The 21,680-nt window shown below is 47.4% G+C and carries 15 protein-coding genes; 7 read left to right on the top strand and 8 right to left on the bottom strand.

Features of this window, described 5'->3' with window-relative positions:
* Window positions 1-5: 5 nt before the first annotated feature.
* The gene (locus ACTQ53_RS10325; RefSeq protein ID WP_441932962.1) at window positions 6-566 is read left to right on the top strand and encodes a DUF5675 family protein; all 561 of its coding nucleotides are present in this window, start codon (window positions 6-8) and stop codon (window positions 564-566) included.
* Here ACTQ53_RS10325 and ACTQ53_RS10320 read toward each other — a convergent pair.
* Window positions 563-853 (bottom strand): hypothetical protein, encoded by a 291-nt coding sequence (locus ACTQ53_RS10320; RefSeq protein WP_217761899.1) that lies wholly within the window; start codon window positions 851-853, stop codon window positions 563-565. The two genes, ACTQ53_RS10325 and ACTQ53_RS10320, sit on opposite strands and share 4 nt — an antisense overlap.
* A gap of 2 nt (window positions 854-855) precedes the next feature.
* On the bottom strand, window positions 856-2,511 hold the full coding sequence (locus tag ACTQ53_RS10315) for a carboxylesterase family protein (RefSeq protein ID WP_295345897.1): 1,656 nt from the start codon (window positions 2,509-2,511) through the stop codon (window positions 856-858).
* 190 nt (window positions 2,512-2,701) lie between these two features.
* On the opposite strand from ACTQ53_RS10315, the gene ACTQ53_RS10310 reads away from it, so the two are divergent.
* A complete protein-coding gene (locus ACTQ53_RS10310; RefSeq protein ID WP_441932972.1) occupies window positions 2,702-3,079 on the top strand; it encodes an L-rhamnose mutarotase in 378 nt (125 codons plus the stop codon).
* Between the two features lie 45 nt (window positions 3,080-3,124).
* Here the strand turns inward: ACTQ53_RS10310 and ACTQ53_RS10305 are convergent, their stop codons facing one another.
* The gene (locus ACTQ53_RS10305; protein WP_441932961.1) at window positions 3,125-4,261 is read right to left on the bottom strand and encodes an ATP-binding protein; all 1,137 of its coding nucleotides are present in this window, start codon (window positions 4,259-4,261) and stop codon (window positions 3,125-3,127) included.
* A 314-nt stretch (window positions 4,262-4,575) separates the two neighbouring features.
* Here ACTQ53_RS10305 and ACTQ53_RS10300 point away from each other — a divergent pair, with 314 nt between their 5' ends.
* Together ACTQ53_RS10300 and ACTQ53_RS10295 are read left to right on the top strand one after the other, a co-directional pair.
* Complete coding sequence (locus ACTQ53_RS10300) at window positions 4,576-6,612, top strand: family 20 glycosylhydrolase (RefSeq protein WP_441932960.1); 2,037 nt, start codon at window positions 4,576-4,578, stop codon at window positions 6,610-6,612.
* 175 nt (window positions 6,613-6,787) lie between these two features.
* Window positions 6,788-7,813, top strand: coding sequence for a lysylphosphatidylglycerol synthase transmembrane domain-containing protein (locus tag ACTQ53_RS10295; RefSeq protein WP_441932959.1), 1,026 nt, complete (start codon window positions 6,788-6,790; stop codon window positions 7,811-7,813).
* Here the strand turns inward: ACTQ53_RS10295 and ACTQ53_RS10290 are convergent.
* Window positions 7,803-8,843, bottom strand: coding sequence for a carbohydrate porin (locus ACTQ53_RS10290; protein WP_441932958.1), 1,041 nt, complete (start codon window positions 8,841-8,843; stop codon window positions 7,803-7,805). The genes ACTQ53_RS10295 and ACTQ53_RS10290 overlap by 11 nt on opposite strands.
* Window positions 8,844-9,195: 352 nt before the next feature.
* Here ACTQ53_RS10290 and ACTQ53_RS10285 point away from each other — a divergent pair, with 352 nt between their 5' ends.
* Complete coding sequence (locus ACTQ53_RS10285) at window positions 9,196-9,669, top strand: PaaI family thioesterase (protein ID WP_006848268.1); 474 nt, start codon at window positions 9,196-9,198, stop codon at window positions 9,667-9,669.
* Between the two features lie 1,195 nt (window positions 9,670-10,864).
* Here ACTQ53_RS10285 and ACTQ53_RS10280 read toward each other — a convergent pair.
* The 3 genes from ACTQ53_RS10280 to ACTQ53_RS10270 all read right to left on the bottom strand — a co-directional run bounded on the left by ACTQ53_RS10280 (window position 10,865) and on the right by ACTQ53_RS10270 (window position 14,486).
* Complete coding sequence (locus tag ACTQ53_RS10280; RefSeq protein WP_295345888.1) at window positions 10,865-11,722, bottom strand: Rpn family recombination-promoting nuclease/putative transposase; 858 nt, start codon at window positions 11,720-11,722, stop codon at window positions 10,865-10,867.
* 102 nt (window positions 11,723-11,824) lie between these two features.
* The gene (locus ACTQ53_RS10275) at window positions 11,825-13,810 is read right to left on the bottom strand and encodes a heavy metal translocating P-type ATPase (protein ID WP_441932957.1); all 1,986 of its coding nucleotides are present in this window, start codon (window positions 13,808-13,810) and stop codon (window positions 11,825-11,827) included.
* A 238-nt stretch (window positions 13,811-14,048) separates the two neighbouring features.
* On the bottom strand, window positions 14,049-14,486 hold the full coding sequence (locus ACTQ53_RS10270; protein ID WP_264967282.1) for an Hsp20/alpha crystallin family protein: 438 nt from the start codon (window positions 14,484-14,486) through the stop codon (window positions 14,049-14,051).
* Between the two features lie 626 nt (window positions 14,487-15,112).
* Here ACTQ53_RS10270 and ACTQ53_RS10265 point away from each other — a divergent pair.
* Together ACTQ53_RS10265 and ACTQ53_RS10260 are read left to right on the top strand one after the other, a co-directional pair.
* The gene (locus ACTQ53_RS10265) at window positions 15,113-17,767 is read left to right on the top strand and encodes a SusC/RagA family TonB-linked outer membrane protein (protein WP_441932971.1); all 2,655 of its coding nucleotides are present in this window, start codon (window positions 15,113-15,115) and stop codon (window positions 17,765-17,767) included.
* 12 nt (window positions 17,768-17,779) lie between these two features.
* Window positions 17,780-19,462 (top strand): RagB/SusD family nutrient uptake outer membrane protein, encoded by a 1,683-nt coding sequence (locus ACTQ53_RS10260; protein WP_441932956.1) that lies wholly within the window; start codon window positions 17,780-17,782, stop codon window positions 19,460-19,462.
* A gap of 74 nt (window positions 19,463-19,536) precedes the next feature.
* On the opposite strand, the gene ACTQ53_RS10255 is transcribed toward ACTQ53_RS10260, so the two are convergent.
* Window positions 19,537-21,585 carry an outer membrane beta-barrel protein gene (locus tag ACTQ53_RS10255; RefSeq protein ID WP_441217974.1) on the bottom strand — a complete coding sequence of 683 codons (2,049 nt, stop codon included), beginning with the start codon at window positions 21,583-21,585 and terminating at the stop codon, window positions 19,537-19,539.
* Window positions 21,586-21,680 lie beyond the last annotated feature (95 nt).

Here is a 21,680-nt window from a genome sequence, read left to right as displayed (position 1 = left end):
TGCGTATGGAAATAGTTGTTAAGCGAATTGCTAAGAAGAATACTTATACCATCGGCCGACTGTATCTGCTGGCTGATGGTGATGTGAAGCGCAAGGCGCTGTCGGGCAGGAATGCCGGCGACAAGCGCAGCTTCAGGAACAGTTTCGACATGGAGAAGCTGTCGAAGGACACTTACTTCTGTGATACCCTGGAACCGACGTGGCGCAACCTGAAGGGGATAGACTTGAAGCCGGAGGAGGTGGATGCCAGGTACAGCCGTCAGAGCGGCAAGGTGGCGAGAAAGATTCCGGGACATACAGCCATCCCCGAAGGTTCCTATCGGGTGCTCATCACCCTGTCGCCCCGGTTCAAGGAGTGGCTGCCGTATGTCCAGGGCGTGCCTGATTTTGAGGGCATCCGCATCCATGCCGGCAATTATCCCGACGATACCCAGGGCTGCATCCTGGTGGGCGAGAACAGACTGAAAGGCATGGTGGTGAACTCCCGCATCTGGCTGCATCGCCTGATGAAACGCATCAGGGAGGTGCAGAAAGAGGGCGAAGCCGTATGGATAACCATAGTTTAAATGATGACTGGCACAATCTCTTCTTCGTCAGGCCAATGAGGCAGATAGAGGAGCGGGCGAGGGGTTCCCCCCAAGCCCGTCCAGTCTATCTGTTTCACAAAGTCGAAATCGGGAGGACCGAAGTCAAAACTTCTGCCATAAAGTACGATGGCACCTCTGCCTTCGTCTATCTTCCACAATCCGCCGCCGTAGGTGCATTGCTCGCCTGGAGCCAGCATGTCGCGATGCAGGTAGACGTGGCCGAACTTCAGCACTCCGTCTCTATTGATGATGAATTTCTGAAACATCTCTATTTCTTCTCCCAGAACATTTTGTCGATGAAATCATAGCGCTTCTCCATCTGGGCATCAGACTTCACGACGGTATTTACGTCAATCTGAAGCACAGGGGCTACTGCCTTGCCGTTGGTGGATGGCCACTCAGGCAGACCCAGACCATTCGGATTGCCGGTCTTTACAAAGTTGACGTAATACTGGTTGAAGATGTCGCTGATCATGTAATCGTCAGGCTGCCAGTCGAATACGCGGTTGGTTGGCAATGTGCCCATTGCATACTCGATGTCGGCAGAGTGAACGGCACCCTTATCTCGTGGAGCAGGAGCTGCACCTTCCTTGGCATCTACCACGCCGCCAGCCAAAGCTGCCACCTTGCCCTTGATGGCCATCGCAGGACGAGGATGACAATAGCGGTAGCGGTAAACTGGCTGTCCGCCGGTCAACTTGTGCATGTTGCCCCACTTCCAGGTAGAATAATCCAGGAAGATATCTGAAGCCAGATCTACACCCGGCTGCTCCAACACATCCTTGTCGCTGTTGATTCCGTAAAGACGGAAGAGTTCATCGATGTTCTCTTCTCCGAAAGTAGCCTTGGCACCAGCCTTCAGATTTTCAACGGTAGGCTGTTTGCCCATCAATACCGCCCATGGAGTCATCTCCTGGTTGTTACCGCCAATGAGCAGAGGCACTTTGGTCTGTTCGCCCTTGGCAAATACCTCTATAGGCTGTTCTTTCATGAAATATCCGTCGATGTTATAGACCGGAACGGCTCTTATGCCCGCCAGCTTCATCAGTTTCTCGGCAGGCAGGGCACGAAGTTCGTCGAGGTTCTTCATTCCTACGTTCTTTTTCACCTTCTTGCCTGTTTCCTTACCCATCTTCTCGGCTATTTTCTGGGCAAGCTGCACGCCTTTCTCCTCGGCTTCCTTCTGGGTGGCAATCTTCTTGAATCCCATCACCGAACCGCTGGAACCCATAGCCTGGGCAAAGAGTCCCTGGCAGAGAGGGGAAGCCATCAGGGCGCTTACAGACATGGAACCAGCCGATTCGCCCACGATGGTGATGCGGTTAGGGTCGCCGCCGAAAGCCTCGATGTTATCCTTCACCCACTGGATGGCAGCCACCTGGTCCATGAAACCATAGTTGCCGGAACCCTTATAGGAGGTCTCCTTGGAGAGCTGAGGATGAGCGAAGAAGCCGAAGATGCCTTCACGATAGTTGGCTGTGATGGAGATGATTCCCTCGCGCGCCATTGCATCGCCCGCATATCTAGGTTCGCTTCCGCTACCGGCCATCAGTCCTCCGCCGTTGAAATAAATCAAAACCGGCAGATGCTCCTTCATGGTCTTTGCCGGAGTCCAGATATTCAGATAGAGACAATCCTCGCTGTTGGTCTTCGTACCGAAGTTCATATCGCCGAAGATGGGTTCCTGCATCGGGTTCGGTCCGAACTCCTTTGCCTCGCGAACGCCCTGCCATTTCTGGGCTGGCTGAGGAGCCTTCCAGCGGAGATTTCCTACCGGTGGGGCTGCGAATGGAACACCCTTGAAAACAGTGATGCCTGAGAGGTCTTTTCCTTCGAGAATACCTTCAGCAGTCTTTACCTGAGTCTGCGCCATCATTCCCATAGTAGGGAGCAGAAAGGCGATGGATAAAAGTAGTTTCTTCATATCTTAATCTTTAGTTTCTTAAATTTCATAGAATTGTTTTGCAAATCTTGATCATGCATTTCTGCAATGATAATGCAAAAATAAACAAAATCTCGGTAACTAGGTTTGTTTTGCTCAATCTTTTTTTATATTTTTGCACTAAATAAACAAAACAACATATTATTTAATCTTTAAACCCCTGATGATTATGATGAAAGGTTATGAACAGAAGAAGTATCCGGTAGCCACCAAGCGCTACGTGCAGTGGTTGGAACTTGAATCTGATGAGGAGGCTATCCGTGAATATCGCCGCCTGCATTCAGAAGGTGTGCAATGGAAGGAGATTCGTGACGGAATCCGTCAGGTTGGTATCCTGGAGATGGAGATTTACATCTTCGGCAACCGACTGGTGATGGTTGTAGATGCTCCCGTAGATTTCGATTGGGGCAAGAAAATGGCAGAGCTCGCCACCCTTCCTAGACAGGCAGAGTGGGAGGAAGTGGTAGGCAAGTTCCAGAAGTGCGGCAAGGGTGCTACGAGCGATGAGAAGTGGCACATGATGGAGCGCATTTTCTATCTCTACGATTAAGCACTCTCTATGATTAATTACTCGGATAATCTTTGGAGGGAAGGATTATATTCCTTCCTTCCAAAGTTTTTTCAAGAAATCGAGGATGTAGATACATTCGATTTCTCCTATCTTTCGATTTATCGGGTCGAGCGATACTATCATCTGTCGGCTTTCAGGGTAATCAGATGCAAAAGTCTTGAGACCTTTCAGATGCCTTGGCAATACTTCCTCTACAGATTTTATTTCAATGGCAACTCTACCGTCACCTATCACGGCATCCACTTCTTGTCCTGTATAGGCTCGCCAATAACTCAATTGTTCTGTACTTTCCTGGTAGGAAAGCCAGGCTCTTAATTCCTGTATTACCAAGTGCTCGAAGGCATGACCATATTCTGCAGTGCCTCTAACCAGTTCCTTGCGATGCAATAAATGGTTGGCGACACCTACATCAAAATAATAGAAGCGGGGAGCCTGTACCAATCTGCGCTTCTTCGTCTTGGTGTAGGCTGGAATGCGAAAACCTAAAAGAGTATCTTCCAGAATGTCGAAATAGTTGCCTACGGTATTTGCGCTTACTCCACAATCCTGGGCGATGTTATTGAGGTTGATGATCTCACCATCTGTCAGGGCTGCAACTTCTAGAAATCGCTGGAAAGAGTTGAGGTTTCTCACCAAAGCTTCTTCCTTGATTTCTTCTTTCAGATAAACATCAATATAGGCTGAAAGACGTCGATGCGGATTCTTTGCCAGGTAATGTGGGGGCAACATTCCATAATTGATGGCTCGTTGGAGATTGAAGTCCGGAATCTCGGCACTAACGAATGGAAAGAGGAAAACCGGATAAGCTCTTCCGCCTAAGGTGTTGTAACCCTTTCGCTTCAGTTTTCGGGCACTGGATCCGCATAGGATAAATACGATTCCTTTTTCCGACATCAGACGATGCACTTCGTTGAGTAGTTCAGGCATTTCCGGTATTTCGTCTATGATGACCAATGTTCCCGTCTCTTTATCTGAAAGCATCTCGTAGAGCAGGGAAGGACGGCGTTTGAATCGTCCTTTGATGGTAGTATCTAATAGGTCAATATAGATACAGTCAGGAAAAGTCTGGCGCAAGAAAGTGCTTTTTCCTGTTTGTCTGGCTCCAAACAGAAAAGTGCTGTCTTCTAAATCATTGTCAATATGGCATATACGTTTAATCATAATAGCTCTTTTTATAAGTTTCTATTGCGGATTTTCATAGATTATCCGCAATAGCGTTGCGGATTTTCATAGAATATCCGCAGCAAAGATACGATTATTTTAAGAAACGAACAAGTTTTTTGGGAGGATATTTTCTTTTTTCTTCTGTTTTCGGTCAATAATCTCTAAAAAGTAGTAGAAGTCTCGGTTTTTCTTCGTATCTTTGCCGCTGAATGCTGGGAATACGGACATCAACTGTTGGTAATGAGATGTTCTGATGTCAGCATCAATGATTGATAATGAAAAATTTAACTCATAACATAAAACAGTAAAATATGAAGAAAAACCTAAATGATTTCAAGCGTCTCTTGCTGACGGCTTGCTGCACCTTGGTGCTTTCGTGTGGCTGGGCAGCGGTCAACGAAAAACCTTTTGTAATCCCTGAACTCAAGCAATGGAGCGGGGCAGAGGGAATGTTTACCCCATCGGGCAAATACGTGGTGAAGGGCGGAAAGAACGCCCAGGAGGTGGCGAAACTCTTTGCTGCCGATTACCATGACCTGGTGGGAAAAACGCTCACGCCTAAGACGGGAAAGCCCTCTGCCGGCGACATCGTGCTGGTGCTCCAGTCTGATAAGAAATCAGCCCGACTGCTCGGCAAGGAAGGCTATCGCCTCACCATCGGCGACGTAACTACCATCACGGCTTCTTCGGTAGAAGGACTGGTATGGGGAACCCGCACCGTGCTGCAGCTTTCAGAGCAGCAGCGTTCGGCAGGTTTCGTGCTGCCAAAGGGTTCAGCCCAGGATACGCCTGCCTATGGGCTGCGAGGCTTCATGATGGATTGCGGCAGAAAGTTCATCCCGATGTCTTATCTGCGCTCGCTGGTCAAGATGATGTCTTATTACAAGATGAATACCCTGCAGATTCATCTCAACGATAATGGATTCCGACAGTTCTTCGGTAACGATTGGGCGAAAACTCCGGCAGCCTTCCGCCTGGAATGCGACACCTATCCGGGACTCACGGCGAAGGATGGCAGCTATTCCAAGGCTGAGTTCATCGAACTCCAGAAACTGGCAGAGCAGTATGGCGTCAACATCATCCCCGAGATAGATGTGCCTGCCCATTCGCTCGCCTTCACCCATTACAAGCCGGAAATCGGTTCCAAGGAATATGGCATGGATCATCTCGACCTCTTCAATCCCGATACCTACAAGTTTGTGGATGGGCTCTTCAAGGAGTATCTGGAGGGCAAGAACCCCGTGTTCCGGGGCAAGGTAGTGCATATCGGAACCGATGAGTATTCCAACGCCAAGAAGGAGGTGGTGGAGAAATTCCGCTATTTCACCGACTATTATATTAAATATGTGGAGTCGTTTGGCAAGCAGGCAGCCGTTTGGGGCGCACTTACTCATGCCAAGGGCGACACCAAGGTGAAGTCGGAGAACGTGATGATGCATTGCTGGTACAATGGTTATGCTGACCCGAAGGAGATGAAGCGCCTGGGCTACAAACTGGTGAGCATTCCTGACGGATTGGTTTACATCGTTCCGGCAGCGGGCTATTATTACGATTACCTGAATTGCCGGTATCTTTACGATTCTTGGACTCCGGCGCAGATTGGCAACGAGAAGTTCGAGGAGAACGACCCTGCCATTCTCGGCGGAATGTTTGCCGTATGGAACGACCATGCGGGCAACGGCATTACGGTGAAGGATATTCACGACCGACTGTTCCCTGCCCTGCAGACGCTGTCGGCAAAATGCTGGACGGGTGCTGCAACATCTTTCTCCTTTGAAGATTTCAATCGTTTTCGCCTTGCGCTCAGCGAGGCTCCAGCGGTAAACGAGGCAGCACGCTGGCAGAAGGGCAAGCAGCTCAGGATAGAGACTTTGAACCCTGGTCAGACCACGGGCGAGAAGGAAGTGGGCTATGGCTATCGGGTGGAGTTCACCATCGAGGGAGCCGATGAGCCGAAGGGCACGGTGCTGTTCTCATCAGATAATGCCACGTTCTATCTTTCTGACCCTGAAAGCGGTCAGCTTGGTTTTGCCCACGAGGGTTATCTCAACAAGTTCAACTACAGGGTAGAGAAGGGCAAGAAGGTAACTCTGGCGATTACGGGCGACAACAGGAAGACCTGTCTTTATGTGGATGGCAAGTTGCGCGAGGAGTTGGGTCCTATCACTCTTTATGCGATGCAGCAGAAAGACCTGGCTACATTCCAGAAGAGCGATGCTGCAGCCACTCAGCCTATCGTGTATAATCCTTCAGCCAAGATGTATTATCAGCGCACGCTGGTGTTCCCGCTCCAGAAGGCAGGCGATTTCAAGAGCCGGATTACGGGAGTGAAGGTGGAGCAGAAATAGTCTATAAATGCCCATAAATTGCAACCGCGGAGACTCTGGTGCGCTCTTGGAATGACATAGCTGTAGAAGTTTTGGATAGATATCAACATTTAATAGACAGACAACAAAATAGATTGGCCATTTAATCGTTATATTACTATATATGATTAAGGTATAGTTTTATTTTGAGAATAATATGAAAAAATGGCATTTATGGGTGGCGGCTTCCATCGGCTTGGTGGTCATCGCCGGAATGATGATTCGGGAGTTTGACGTGGAAGTTTTGAGCAGGATAGAATTGTCTCCGAGATTTTTTCTGGGGGTAGGTTTGGCTGTATTGCTCTTTGCCGTCCAGAATCTGATGCTCACTCTCCGTTTCCGACATCTTTGCCAGCGCAAGTTGTCGATAGCCGAGGCGTTTCGCATCAATGTACTTTGTGAGTTTACTTCTGCCGTTACTCCTTCGGCTGTGGGTGGCAGTGGCTTGGCTTTTGTCTATCTGAACCGTGAGGGGATATCGATGGGCAGAAGCATCTTCACTATGTTTGCAGCCCTGCTGGCTGATGAGGCATTCCTTGCCATCAGCTGCTGCCTGTTGTATTTCTGTGTTCCATCGCATCTGCTTTTCAGTCTGGCAGATGGAGTGGGAATTTCTACGGATACAACAAACGAATGGGTCAAGGGTGGAGTACAGGTAGTCTTCGTCGTCAGCACCCTTATTGTGGTTGTCTGGACAGCCATTCTCTATCTCTTGTTGCTGCATCGTCCCCAAATTTTGGGATGGGTATTGAAGGGGTGCTGCAAGATTCCTTTCCTTCGCAGATTCCTGCCCAAGGTAGAGAAGTTTTCCGAGGAGATGACGATGGCTTCGGAGGAGGCAAAGCTGGAGGGCGGAAGATTCTGGCTGCAGCTGATGGGTTATACTTCCCTGGCGTGGTTGTCGAGATTCGCCATCGTGGTAGCCATTCTCGTAGCCTTCCATTGTCAGGGCAACATGCTGGTGGCTTGGTGCAGGCAATGGGTGATGTGGATGATTTCCATCCTGAGTCCTACGCCTGGCGGAAGTGGCGTGGCAGAGTTGATGTTCCGCCTTTATTATGCCGATTTCCTGCCCGATGCCTCGGTAGCCATCCTCGCCGCCATGCTCTGGCGCGCCATCTTCTATTACCCTTTCCTGGTGATGGGCATCCTGGTCTTGCCGAAATGGATTGCTAGAAACTGACATAGAGTCGGGCACTGAGCGTCGTGAAATCTCCATTGTCATTTTTGATGTACTGGAACGATGGCTGAAGGGAAATGGATTCCGTCAGCTGTCTTTTCCAGGTTACTTCCAGCGAATATTCTGAACCCTGCTGGAAGCGGGCGTACTGGCCCGACAAGCCGCACTCGTTCTTCTCGTCCTGATAGGCACCGTCCAACTCTGCGTATCGGTAGCAGGCATTCTGATGACTGGTGTTCTCGGAATATTGCACCATGCACGAAATGTTCTTGTCGCCAGCCTTCCATACACTCTGCTCTCCATAGACCCACCAGGCACAGGTTGTTTTGCCCTTGGATTCATCGGCAGAAACCATTTCGCCATCCTCGTTTATCGGATATTGACGGGTATGAACGGCAGCACCTGTAAAATATTTTCCACCTTTATCGTTGTACTCCAACTGCGACATATTGAAGATTCCATCCTTCTTCGGGCGGACCAGGAAAGGATTGTCGTGGGCTTTCCAGCCATTATATCCCGCACCATTATACAGACTGTTTCTGAAAGTCCATTTTCCCTTGGTTACATCAAAGTAAAGGGTCAAGCCCGAATACGGATAGTTGGCTATCGGATAGCTGGAAGCAACGGTAGGAAAAATTCCCTCAGAACTGTTCTGGAAAAGAGCCGTAACATCAGAGGTGAAGAAATCCTCGTTCACGTTTCTCACACCCACAAACAGATGGCCCGAATTCCACTCGTGCATGTAGCCCAGCACGGCAAGCATGGCGAAGTTATTGTCTGCATCTATGTTCGAAAATCCCTGCCAGTCATCAATAATGCCATCGTTGGTCTTTGCCACATGCAGCGTAGCCGCCTCGAACGAATCCTTTCCTTTTCCTATCGGAACACTCAGTTCCAATCTCAGCTGATTGATCAGATTGGTATTCTTGTTCATGTCCCATTGCCATTCAGAAATATACTGTCCGTTAAAGCTCTGTGCATGAGCAAGGCAAATATTGATGCTGCCTAAAATAATAAAAAAAAATCTCTTCATTTTTTTTATGTTTTTATATTGTTTCTTGCGCACTTGCCTGCCGCTTGCGAGTATCTTTAATTCACGCTGCAAAGGTACTGGGTATTTCAAAATCCTGCAATACTTAATAAACGGTATTTTCATTTCTTCTAAATAGTGGAGGCTTTATCTTTATCCTCATTTCTAGGTATTTTTATTTATTCTAAACAGTTTGGGCTCCGTCTGACCCTCTATTTTCAGGTAATCAGAGGGAATTAATAATAATATTTTTTAAAAACTTTGCCTTATCAGATATTATTCGTACCTTTGCGTGGTCTTTAAACAGTTTTATCAGTAAGAAATCAGTTAAAAATCAGTTTAATCAGTTGGAAAGATGAAGAAGATATTAAATCCATATTTAAACAAGGAGGGTTACAACTGCGTTTGCTGTGCCCCCAACAATCCTGTAGGATTGCATCTTGAGTTTTGGGAAGAGGGTGAGGATGTGCTTACCATCTGGAATCCCGGCGAGAATTATCAGGGCTGGATCAATACCCTGCATGGCGGAATCATCAGTATGCTGATGGATGAAGTGGCAGGCTGGGTTATCAACCGCAAACTGCAGACCACGGGTGTGACGATGCAGCTCAACGTGAAGTATAAGAAGCCTGTGATGACCACCGATTCGCAGATTACGGTGCGTGGTCACATCGCCAGTCAGCGCCGTAATATCGTTACCATCCACCTGACTCTGGAGAACTCCAAAGGCGAGGTTTGTGATGAGGGCGAAGCCATCTACTTTACCTTTGGTCCTGATAAAGCCAAGGAGATGGGATTCGACTGTTGCAAGGTAGAGGGGGAGGAATAACTCTCCCCACTTGTTTGTAATGCTGGAGTCTTTCTTGAAGTTGATCATGCTCAGTCTGCGTTTAAGAGTTCCTTGAATCACAATTCCCCAGAAAGCCGTTTCCTGCCCATTTTGTGGTCTTCATTGATGACCGGCGCCTGCCATCTATTAAGACCAGCCTCGGTCGTCATAGATGACCGACTCTTGGCACAAGAAGACTGTTCTTTCGATTGCCGGTGCAAAGATACAATAAATCATCCGAGGATGCAATAGTTTTCCCCTTACTTGATTTCACTTTTCCCCTGTTTTGTGAAATGGGGTAATGGTAAATCATAGTCATCCGGTCATTAAGCCCCCGGTCATTAACGGTCATTAAGGAAAATCAGTTCTGGTCATTTAGTCCTATAGTATAATATTAAATGTATTTAATATTATACTATACACCATTTTCGCCGCCCCCCGAAAATCCTTAATGACCGATAATGACCGGGTTCTTAATGACCGGATTAGGCTTCTGAAAGTTATTCGGAAAGGATGATGTTTGTTTGTAAGATAGTGACAGTCAGTGGAATAGTTTGCACAGTGCTTCTGCAGAGTACCATGCTTTGTACAGCTAAAACCGTACATATTCCTCTTCGCTCTATCCCAGTTTTTTGCTCTTTTTATGAGAATCTTGGCAAAATATATCAAGAAGTTCCTCGTTTCCCCCCTTCATTCAGCCTTTTACCCCTCTTATTTTTGCCTTCTGAAGGGGTGAAAAGTGCCATCGGAACTACTTTTTCTTGCTCTTAAGAGCATTTTTCTCCTTCTTTCTCTGAATAAAAACAATCCTGCCTTTCTTGTCATTTTTGCTTGGGTAATGTGATTTTCTGTTGACAATGGAGTCTGGCTATTTAGGGGATAAGGTCGTTAAGGTCATTAAGGTCAAGGTCATTATCGGTCATTAAGGTTTTCCAATCCCTTAAAAGTCCTTTACGGTTTTTCATGAAAATCACCTTTACTAAAAAGGGGTGGTTTATGGGTAAAATCCATGTTTTATAAGGGTAAAATACCGCTTTTTTCGGAAAAGTGTGGTTTCCAGCCCTCGTTTTTATAGGAAAAGAGTGTAGTTTTTAACTATTGATTTATAGGAAAAGTGTGTTGTCTATATTTATAAAAGAGACTTCTTGGTTTGAATGCCAAGAAGTCTCATAAATCAATTTTTCAAAGCTAGTTCTTATTTTCTTATTTTCTGAATTTCCTCCAGTGGAAGCTCTGTGGCCGTTGATACTTGCGCTTCAGAAAGTCCCATTGACAAAAGGCGGTAAGCTGTGGCTATCTTTTCTTTCGCCATTCCTTTCGCCATTCCTTTTTCCATTCCTCTCTTCTCATCAAACTTTCTGGTGGCATATATATCACGCATATTCTTGATGTCCTCGTCATAAAGCTCAAGTTCCTCGCGGGAGAGCTTGCGGAGGTCGCCTATCTCTGCCAATTTGCGGAAGACTGGATACTTCTCGCTGAATGGCATCTGCTCAAACATGTTCATATTCTTCATTATATAAATCCAACAATCAAATATATCCATACACTCTGCCTCCGTATGCTTGTCGAACAATGGCAGTTGGAGGTAAACAATACGTATCCTGTCGGACACTCGCTGGCGTGTCTGCAAATCGGTAAGCACCAAGTCGGTACGAAACTCTTTTAGCATCGGACTTTCCGACACGAAGTCCATGAAACACACCGTATAGACTGGAGCCAAATGATAGTCCCAGATTCCACGAACGCCCTGCTGCACGATGGCACGTGCCGTGTAATACAATGCCCTGTCGGCAAAGTATTCCTGTTCTTTCTTCTGCATCTCAACGATGATATGCTTGCCCTCGTTTGTGACGCAATAGACATCGAAGACCACACCACGGTCATCGGGGCGCAAGCCAAGTTTTTCGGTCTTGGCAAACGTCACGTCCTTGATTACCAACTCGTCTTCAAACAGTCCGTTGAGGAATGTTATCAGGCATTCTTTAGTGTCCTCGCTTCCAAAGATTCGCTTGAAAGCCCAATCGACACGTGGGTCTATAAATCTTCCCATCTTCTTACGTTTTATAAGGTCGTGGACGCAATATTGCAATTCTGCTGCGAAGATACACTTTTTTATTGAAACTGCCAAGAAATTCTAGGATTTTCTTTCATTTTACGCTAATCTCAACCTCAATGAATTAAGCACTACGCTTACGCTGGAGAAGGCCATCAGGGCACTTGCCCACATCGGGGTTATCTGGAAATCAATGCCGAAGATATGAAGGGCGCCGGCTGCCAGCGGGATGCAGATGATGTTGTAGATGAACGCCCAGAAGAGATTCTGCCAAATCATGTGAACCGTCTTCTGACTCAGTTTTACGGCTTCCGAAAGCGCCAGGAGGTCGTCGCTCATCAGCGTAATCTGTGCTACATCCATCGCCACATCCGTTCCCTTTCCTATCGCCATGCTCACGTTGGCAAGGGCAAGGGCCTGGGTGTCGTTGATTCCGTCGCCCACCATCGCTACCTGCTTGCCTTCGTCCTGAAGTTTCTTTACCAATGCCTGCTTGTCGCCAGGCAGCACCTTGCTCTGGTAATGCTTGATGCCGGCTTTCTCTGCCCAGTAATGAGCCGCTTCCTCCTTGTCGCCACTCATCATATAGACCTCTATTCCCCTTTCCTGCAACTGCTTCATTGCTTCCTGGGCATGAGGCTTGAGGGTCTCTCTCGTCTCCAGGTCCAAATCCTCCTGCTTGGTGAAATCGATGTTCTGGTTAGGAATGGTGAGGGTGCCGGTCTTGTCGATGACGAGGGCGTTGATCTTGTGGAGATTCTCCAGCGCCGACGCATCCTTGATGAGAATCTGCTTCTGCGCCGCCTTGCCAATGCCCACCATCAGGGCGGTAGGAGTAGCTAAGCCCATGGCGCAAGGACAGGCGATGACCAATACGGCTACGGCAGCAAGGATGGCCTGCGGAAGAGCAGCGTTGCCGCCTATCAGCCACCATATTAAAAAGGTGATGAGGGCGATGGCTGCCACGGCTGGAACGAAAATCAGAGCCGCTTTATCCACGATGCGCTGCACGGGCGCCTTACTGCCCTGTGCCTCCTGAACCATGCGGATGATGTGTGCCAGGGCGGTGTTCTCGCCAATCTGCTTGGCTCTCATGCGGAGCTTTCCCTGACTCGGAATGGTGCCAGCCAGCACGTTGTCGCCTGCCTTTTTCATCGCCGGAGTCGGTTCGCCGCTGATCATTGCTTCATCTACATAGGCAGCATCGGGAGTCATGAAACTCTCTGCCTGGGTAACCACGCCATCCACCGGAATCTTCTCGCCGGCTCTTACCTCTATCATGTCGCCTATCTGAATGGTGGAAATCGGAACTTCCTCCATCTTGTAGTCGTTGGTGCCTTCTATCTTCTCGTAAGTCACCAGTCGGGCGGTTTTCGGCTGCATTCCCATCAGTTGTCGGATGCTGCTCGCCGTACTGTCCTTTGCCTTTTCTTCCAGGCATCTGCCGGTCAGCACGAAGGTGATGATCATCACGGAAGCATCGAAATAAGTGTGCCATTCTATGCCTCTCGCTCCCCATACCATTTCTCCGAAGAAGGTGTTGAAGGTGCTGAAGAGGAAGGCGATGAGGGTGCTGAGTGCTACGAGCGAATCCATGTTTGCCGTATGATGCAAAAGCTGTTTCCAGGCGGAAACGTAAAACTGTTTGCCGCAGTAGAGCAGGTTGGCGAGTGCCAGGAGCAGACAGATCTGGTTGGCGAAGGAACTCGAGTGATGAGCCGAAGCAACGCCATCTGAAATTATATTCTGTTCCATACCCAGGGAAATCCAACCCATGGAGAAACACATGGTCAGGATGGCGAAGAGCCAGGAAGCGAGGGTTCGGCGGCGCAGGAGGGTGAACTCACGGCGGTTGATTTCCTCCACGCTTCTGTTGCTTTCGATGACGAGGTCGTAGCCGGCGTTGCTGATTTCCCGTTTCATATCTTCCAGAGAGATAATGTCTGGGTCATAATCTACCAGGGCAGTTCGGCTCGCCAGGGAAACCGAGGCGGAGTTGATGCCCTCTAGCGACTGCAGCTTCTTTTCTACATTGGCAGAGCATACGCTGCAAGCCATGCCTATTACTGGAATTGTTTTCTTCATCTGTTTTTTATATAAATGTTATGAATTTTATAAGCAGAAGCTTTCATATCTGCTTTTCTGCCTGCAAAATTACATATTAATTATGACCCCCACAAGATTTATGGAAGAAATATCCTGATGGATAGATGAAAACCACTATAATAAGGTAGATGAAAAATGTGGTGGCTCAGGTAAAGGAACAAAAAAAGGCAGGTTCCAAATTGCCTTGGAATCTGCCTCAATCATTTATGGGAGATGATTATTTGACTTCGATATTCTTGGTAGCCTTAGCCTCCTCCTTAGGAGCAAGCTTTGGAATCTCAACCTCAAGAACACCATCAGCTACCTTTGCTGAAATCTTCTCACGGTCAGCGTCCTCAGGGAGTGTGTAGCTCTGCTGATAGTTGCTGTAAGAGAACTCGCGGCGCAGATAGTGCTCGTGCTTATCTTCATCCTTGTGTTCCATCTTGTTCTCGATAGCCACATTCAGGTTGCCATCGTTATCGATGTTGATGCGAACCCATTCCTTCTTCAGTCCAGGGGCTGCAATCTCCATCTGGTAAGCTTTCTCGGTCTCCTTTACGTTAATGGCAGGAGCGGTAGCATTCATACGTGGCATCAACTCTGTGTTGAAAAATGCATCATCAAAGAAGTTACTCAACCAATCTGAATTATTATTTCTACGTGCTAACAACATAATTAAAACCTCCAATTTTATTTTACTCGTCCTCTCGGTTCCTTGCGGTCCCGTCGGGATTTCTGCTTGTTATTTATTTATCTGTTCTTTTTGATTGCCTTCGCCTCAAAACTCCGTTGTCCTTTCGAACTCCTTCATCTTTTAGTTTCAGCTTTCACTCTTATGTTGAGCAACTTGCGTGCCAGTGTCGGATTGATGACAATATTGGCAGCAAAGTATAATTAATTTAAACTTTGCTGCCAAAATGGGAGGCGGTTTCAAAAATAAAAATGTAACTTTGTCACCGAGATTGAAAACAATCACAAGAACAAAGATTATAACATTTAAGACAAACCATCAGTCTGCCTCGCCAGAGTTTCGAGGGTTGGGATTCCCAGACCAATACCATGCGTGTGGTTCCCGGCAAATATTAAAAGAGAAAGCTCGCCAGGACTTCGAGGGTCTTGGTGAGCTTTTCTTCTGTCTTAACTCTTAGGCCTGCGTTTTTTTGAAGTTTTTTCAAGGAAATGGACTTTGAATCACTCTTTTTTATTATATTTGCAATCGAAAATCGAATTGAACCTTGACTAAACGATGAAATAGTTATGGAACAGAAGTTAAAAACAATATTTTATGCGATGGGTGCGATGATTCTTGCACCACAAACCCTCAGTGCTCAGTCTGTGAACATTGAAGGCCTAGACTCCTTGCGCTTATCAGGTTCGGTGAGTGTAGTGGAGCCTGAACTTCTGAAGAAGGGTGTACTCAATAATGCCCTGGATGCCTTGAGCGGACAGACGGCAGGTGTTAACGTCACTACCAATGGTCTTGACCGTATTGCTATGTTGAACTCCGTCCGGGTTCGCGGTACAACTTCTATCATGGGCGGCAATGATCCTCTGGTGATTATTGATGGTGTTACTTCTGATGTGGCGACGCTTGCTACAATCTATCCCGCCGATATAGAGAGCTTTACAGTACTGAAGAATGCCAGCGAAACGACACTCTATGGTTCCCGTGGTGCTTCGGGCGTTATCCAGGTAAAGACCAAGAAGGGTACGGGTAAGGGATTTCAGATTTCTTATGAGGGAAACTATGGTATAGAGACGATGTACAAAAGTATGGAGATGCTCAATGCCGCCGAATACATAGCTGCTGCACAGAAGTATGGGCTGGAGTATAACAATAAGGGATATGATACCAATTTCCGCAAGGCGATTACCCGAACCGGAAATATCCAGAACCATTATCTGGCCTTCAGCGGTGGCACTCCGCAGAGCAACTACCGCGCTTCTTTTGGCTATATCGACCATAGCACGATTATTCGGAGCAAGGGCTATCGTAATCTGGTGGCTAAGATTGATGTCACCCAGAAGGCGTTTGGCGATAAACTGACGGGAGATTTCGGCGTGTTCGGTTCGTCTTTCAAGAACAATGATATCTTCGACAGTCAGGCGCTTTTCTATTCTGCCGATGCCATGAATCCTACTTATCCTTATGATAAGCTGAACGGCAGTTGGGTGAAGAATGGGGCTGCATCTCAGGTGAATCCTCCCGGAATCTTGCTCAAGGAGCGTAATGATACGAAGAACATGAACTTCAATGCTCATCTGAAGTTGAACTATGATATGACAAATTCTCTGAGTGTTTCTGCCTTCGGAGCATACAGTTATGCTTCCAACGAGAACAACCAGTTCTGTCCTACCTGGGTTTGGGCGCAGGGCAATCTCTATCGTGGGGAGTTCAAGAGCGAGGACTGGCTTGCCAATGTATCGTTTAACTATCAGCATTCGTGGGGAATCCACAATCTGAAGGCAATGGTGGGTGCAGAATATCAGAAGGATATCCGAACGGGATTCTGGACTTCTGCGAAGGGAATCACCAACAACGACATGTATTACCATAACATAGGTGCTGCTGCATCACGGCCTTTCGGTGGGACAGACAGCAACTACGAAGATCCGGCCCTGGCTTCTGTGATGGGCAATGTCGACTACACCTTATATAATAAGTATAGTCTTTCGGTTTCCATGCGTGGCGATGGTTCTTCGATGGTGGGCAATGACCATACCTGGGGTTTCTTCCCATCCGTCTCTCTTTCCTGGGATATGAAGCAGGAGAAATGGCTCCGTTCTCTCCAGGAAATTACCATGCTGAAACTGCGTACGGGCTATGGACGCTCAGGTAATCTTGGCGGAATATCTTCTTATACCACTTTGAATACGGTGCGGCAGAATGGTATTGTTTCGGTGAACAGTTCTCCTACGGTTACGATGGGAATGATTAGCAATAACAATCCTGATCTGAAGTGGGAAACCCGCGCTACCTGGAATATCGGAGCCGATTTGGGATTGTGGAACAACCGGCTGGTTCTGACGGCAGAATATTACTATTCCAAGACCACCGACATGCTCTATGCCTATGATGTGCCTGTTCCGCCTTTTGCCTATGATAAACTGTTGGCAAACCTGGGTTCTATGAGCAACCAGGGTTTGGAGGTCGGCGTTTCCTTCACTCCTATCCAGAAGAAGGACATGGAACTGAACATCAATATGAATCTCTCCTGGCAGAAGAACAAACTCCTCTCGCTGAGTGGTGAATATGACGGAATGCAGATGTCGGCAGCCGATATTACTGCGATGGGTGTCTTGTCGGGTGCCGGTCAGCATGGTGGTTACAACAATGTGGTCTATCAGATAGTTGGTCAGCCTTTGGGGGTATTCTATCTTCCTCATTGCAAGGGAATTATAGAAGATGGAAATGGGCATTACCGCTATGATATCGAAGATTTGGACAAGAACGGAACCGTAGATTTGAGTGATGGCGGTGACAGATATATTGCCGGTCAGGCTACTCCTAAGGTAACGTTGGGTTCCAATATCAGTTTCCGTTATCGCGACTGGTATCTTTCATTGCAGATGAACGGAGCCTTCGGACATAAGATATTCAATGGTACGGGCTTAGCCTACACCAATATGTCGAGTTTCCCGGATTATAATGTGTTGAAGGGAGCTCCTGAGAAGAATATCGTTGACCAGAATGTTTCTGATTATTGGCTGGAGAAGGGCGATTATCTCAACTTAGAGAATCTCACGCTGGGCTATGATATCCCTATCCGAAAGGGCGTGGTGCAGTCGCTCAGAGTTTCGGCGAGTGTCAACAATCTTGCCACCATCAGCAGTTACAGCGGCTTGACTCCGATGATTAACAGCTACGTGGTGAACAGTACGATGGGTATTGATGATAAGCGGACTTATCCTGTTTACAGAACCTTCTCATTGGGTTTAAGTGTTCAATTCTAAAATCAGAAAGTTATGAAACGATATAGATTTTTATTTCTGCTGCTGGCGGCATTGTCTATGACATCCTGCCTGGACGAACATCCTAAGGATCAGTTGGACGAGGATGCCATCTATGGCTCTGCATCTGATATTTATATCAATGCCGTGGCTTCTCTCTATAATTATATAGGTGGAGCTAACGAGAGTGAGGGCATCCAGGGCACCTGCCGTGGCATTTACGATTATAATACGCTGACCACCGATGAGGCGATGATTCCGATTCGAGGCGGCGACTGGTATGATGGTGGCCTCTGGAATGCCATGTACCAGCATCGGTGGGGTGCCGATGACCAGTCTCTTTATGATACGTGGAAGTACCTTTATAAGGTTATCGTGCTGGCTAATAAGTCTTTGGATATTATCAGCAACAAGTCGGCCCTGCTTTCTGCCGCACAGCAGGAGGAATATCGGGCTGAGGTAAGAGCCATCCGGGCTATGTTCTATTACTATGCTATGGACATGTTCGGTCGGGTTCCATTGGTCCTTTCCAGTGCAGAACAGCTCCATTCCAGCCTGTTCCAAGGTCAGACAGATCGCAGTTCTATCTTCCAGTTTGTCTTTCAGGAGTTGCAGCAGGTATTGCCTTCACTTCCCGACCAGCACAGCAATAAGGAAGGCAATTATTATGGTCGCATCACCCAGCCGGTAGTCAACTTTCTGTTGGCGAAGTTGGCTTTGAATGCAGAAATCTATATGTATGATGACTGGACCCAGGGTTATGCGAGCCGTCCGAAGGGAAGTGAGATTCATTTCTCTGTGCCGGCTTCTGCTGCCTCTTTGCGCAATGGCGATAAGGTGGACTGCAGGAAGTTGAATGCCTGGGAAACCTGCATTTATTATTGTGATAAACTGGCAGAAGAAGGCTATGTCCTGGAGTCGGATGATTCATTCAATTTCTCTACGCATAATGAGACATCGAAGGAGAATATCTTCACGATTCCGATGGATAAGAATATCTATACCAACCAGTTCCATTATCTCTTCCGCTCTTACCATTATACGCATGGCGGTGTCTTGGGATGGGGAAGTGAGAATGGTACCTGTGCCACGATTTCTACGATGAAAGCCAATCATTATGGCGAGGCTGATGAAGATGCCCGTTGCAAGATGAACTTTGTGGCGGGAGTGGTAAAGGTAGATGGTCATGAACTGCTGATGGATAATGGAAAGCCGTTGGAGTATCAGCCTTTTGAAGTGGCTCAAAACCTGACCAACAGTAAGTTTGTCAAGACGGCTGGAGCGAGGATGGCGAAGTATGAGGTGGATAGAACCTCTTATATGGACGGCAAGTTGCAGAGTAACGATATAGTTCTTTTCCGCTATGCAGATGCTTTATTGATGAAGGCAGAGGCAAAGATCCGAAACGGAGAGAATGGTGATGAGGAGTTGAATAGGATTCGTGCCCGTGTGGGAATGCCTTATCGTAAGGCTACGCTCGATAACATTCTGGAAGAGCGGTTGCTGGAGTTGGTATGGGAAGGATGGCGTCGTCAGGATCTCATCCGTTTCGGCAAATTCACCGGTGCCTACGATCTCCGTACGCCTCTTCAGGGTGAATCCTCCGGCTACACCACCGTCTTCCCGATTCCTCAGAAATGCATTGATTTAAATTCTGAATTGGTACAGAATAAGGGATATGTCAATATTTTGAAGTAAAGAAACTTGAATAGAGTATATGAAAAGAGAAAAGCTAACCAGGACTTTGATGGTCTTGGTGAGCTTTTCTTCTTTTATTTCCCAAATCTGGAAGTATCTACTTCTTCATGCTGCTTGGCCTTGTAGCCGCCGAAACGATAGGTGAGGGAGAGGCCTATGATTCTGCCAAAGTACATTTTGTTGATGACGTGCTGACCTCGGTAGGTGTCGTGCAGATGATTGTCGCCTGTCTCGAAGATGTCGTTGCAGTAGGCTTTCAGCTGGAACTTGTCGTCCTTGAGAGGCTTCCAGGTGAGGGCAGCGTTGAGATAGCCTGAGGCTGGGATGTCGATGATTCCCTGGATAGCGTCGGTATGAACGGAAGCATCGAGGTTGAGAAGCACATGCTTGCCAAAGAGAAAAGTGCCGTTCCATTGGGCTTGACAGAACCATTTGCTGCGGTCGAATGGAAGATCATAGAAGTGGGAATTCTTATCGTTCTGATAAACGCCAGTGAAGGTAAGGCGATTCTGCCACCAGTTGCCTATGTTGATTGGGGCTGTGAGCATCAAGCCTACCTGGTTTACATGGTCGAAGTTGACATGCTTGTATTCCATCTCCTTCTTCTTGTCGCTCTGGTAAGGAAGCTGACGAAATTCATCTTTCGAGTTGTTGAAGAAGAGACTTGCCACGTATCTGCTGTGCAGAATATAGGTAAGCGAGAGGCTGAGGTCTCGTGATGGCTTCAACGTCGGGTTTCCTACAATCTTTCCATATCCGCCCGCATTATAGGTGGTGAAATTCTTCACCGACCAATAGGTAGGGTAGTCTCTGTCGCAATCCAAGTCGAATTGGATGATGTGTCCAGCTTTTGGAAGATAGGTGATGGAGAGTGTAGGGAAGAGGTTCCACTCATCCCAGATTGGGGTGTGGTAATATTCTTCCATGAGCGATGCTTCCATCGTGAGTTTTTGGCCGAACGACTTGCTGGCTCCGATATAGAAACACATTTGATCTTCGGTTTGAATGGTGTTGCCATCAGAAGACTTGTTGTTGTTTTCCTGCGAACTCTTGTCTCTTGATGTGGTGTAATTGATGCCGTAGTTCAAGCCCCAGTCTTTTCCTAAGTCGTGCTCCTGCTTGAGGTAAGCGTACCATTTGTCGATTCGTTGCTGACTTGTGATGTCGTAAATCTCATCGTAGAGACTGCTTTTCAGCCATTGTTCATCCGGTGAATTATAATAGGTGTATTCTGCTCCTGCCGAGAAGCCGAATGGTGTGGAGTAATCCAGGCGGAAATTGTGAAACTGACTCTTGGCATGGATTCTGAGAAGGGATGTGAAATCGCCATCATCATCTGAAGTTCCTCTCGTGTTATTGAGTTGTGAGGTGTAGGCAAAGCTGAGCTGATGATCCTTTGCCAGATGATAGTTGATTCCCAGTCGAATGTTGTGGTTGAGATGACGTTTGATATTGTCGCTATGTGTAGAGAAGGCATAGGAAGTGCCATCAGTCAAGGTGTGGGCAAACTCATTTTCATAGTAATAATATCTCTTGCCATGACCGAAGGAATAGAGCATGTCTATTTCCCATTTCTTGTTGGTGAAGAGCAAGGAGGTGCGCTCTGTGTAACTGTTGCGGTTCTGGTGGGTGTAGCCGCCGAAGAACTCGCCTTGCAGGGAGTGAAAGCCTGTGTTGTGCTTCAGCAGGAGGTTGATGACTTGTCCCTTTACCTGATAGCGGGCTGGGGCTGAATAGACAACTTCAGCGTTGGCGATGCGGCTGGTAGGAATTGTTTTCAGAAGCGAATAGAGCTGTTCGCTGGTCATGGTGGTAGCCTTGCCGTCTATCATCACGGTTACAGATTGAGCGTTGAGAGTCAAGGCATCATCTTGTTCGCTCACACCTGGCAGTTGCTTGATGGCTTCATAGGCATTGTCCACCGGATGGTTTTTGATGAGTTGAGGCAGGTCATAGGTCAATGTCGCCCCTTTTACCTTTACGATAGGTCGGTTGCCTTTTACCATCACATCGGGGAGGGAATGGATGATGCTGTCCATTCTCAGGGAATCATTTCTGTTTCCTTGTGCCCAGCCGGCAAGACTGATGGCCAGGCAAGCGCTTAATATAACCAATCTTTTCATATTCTTCTTATCGTTTTATCTTTTTATCGTTCTTTCGGAAGAAACCCTCCCGATTTCGGTTGCAAAAGTACTGCAAATATCTCGTGTCAGCAAGG

Origin of the sequence: Prevotella sp. Sow4_E9_plate (assembly GCF_052116205.1) — a bacterium.
In the GTDB taxonomy this organism is placed as follows: Bacteria; Bacteroidota; Bacteroidia; order Bacteroidales; family Bacteroidaceae; genus Prevotella.
The sequence above is the reverse complement of the archived record's forward strand: the minus strand, read 5'-3'. Positions and strand labels throughout refer to the sequence as shown.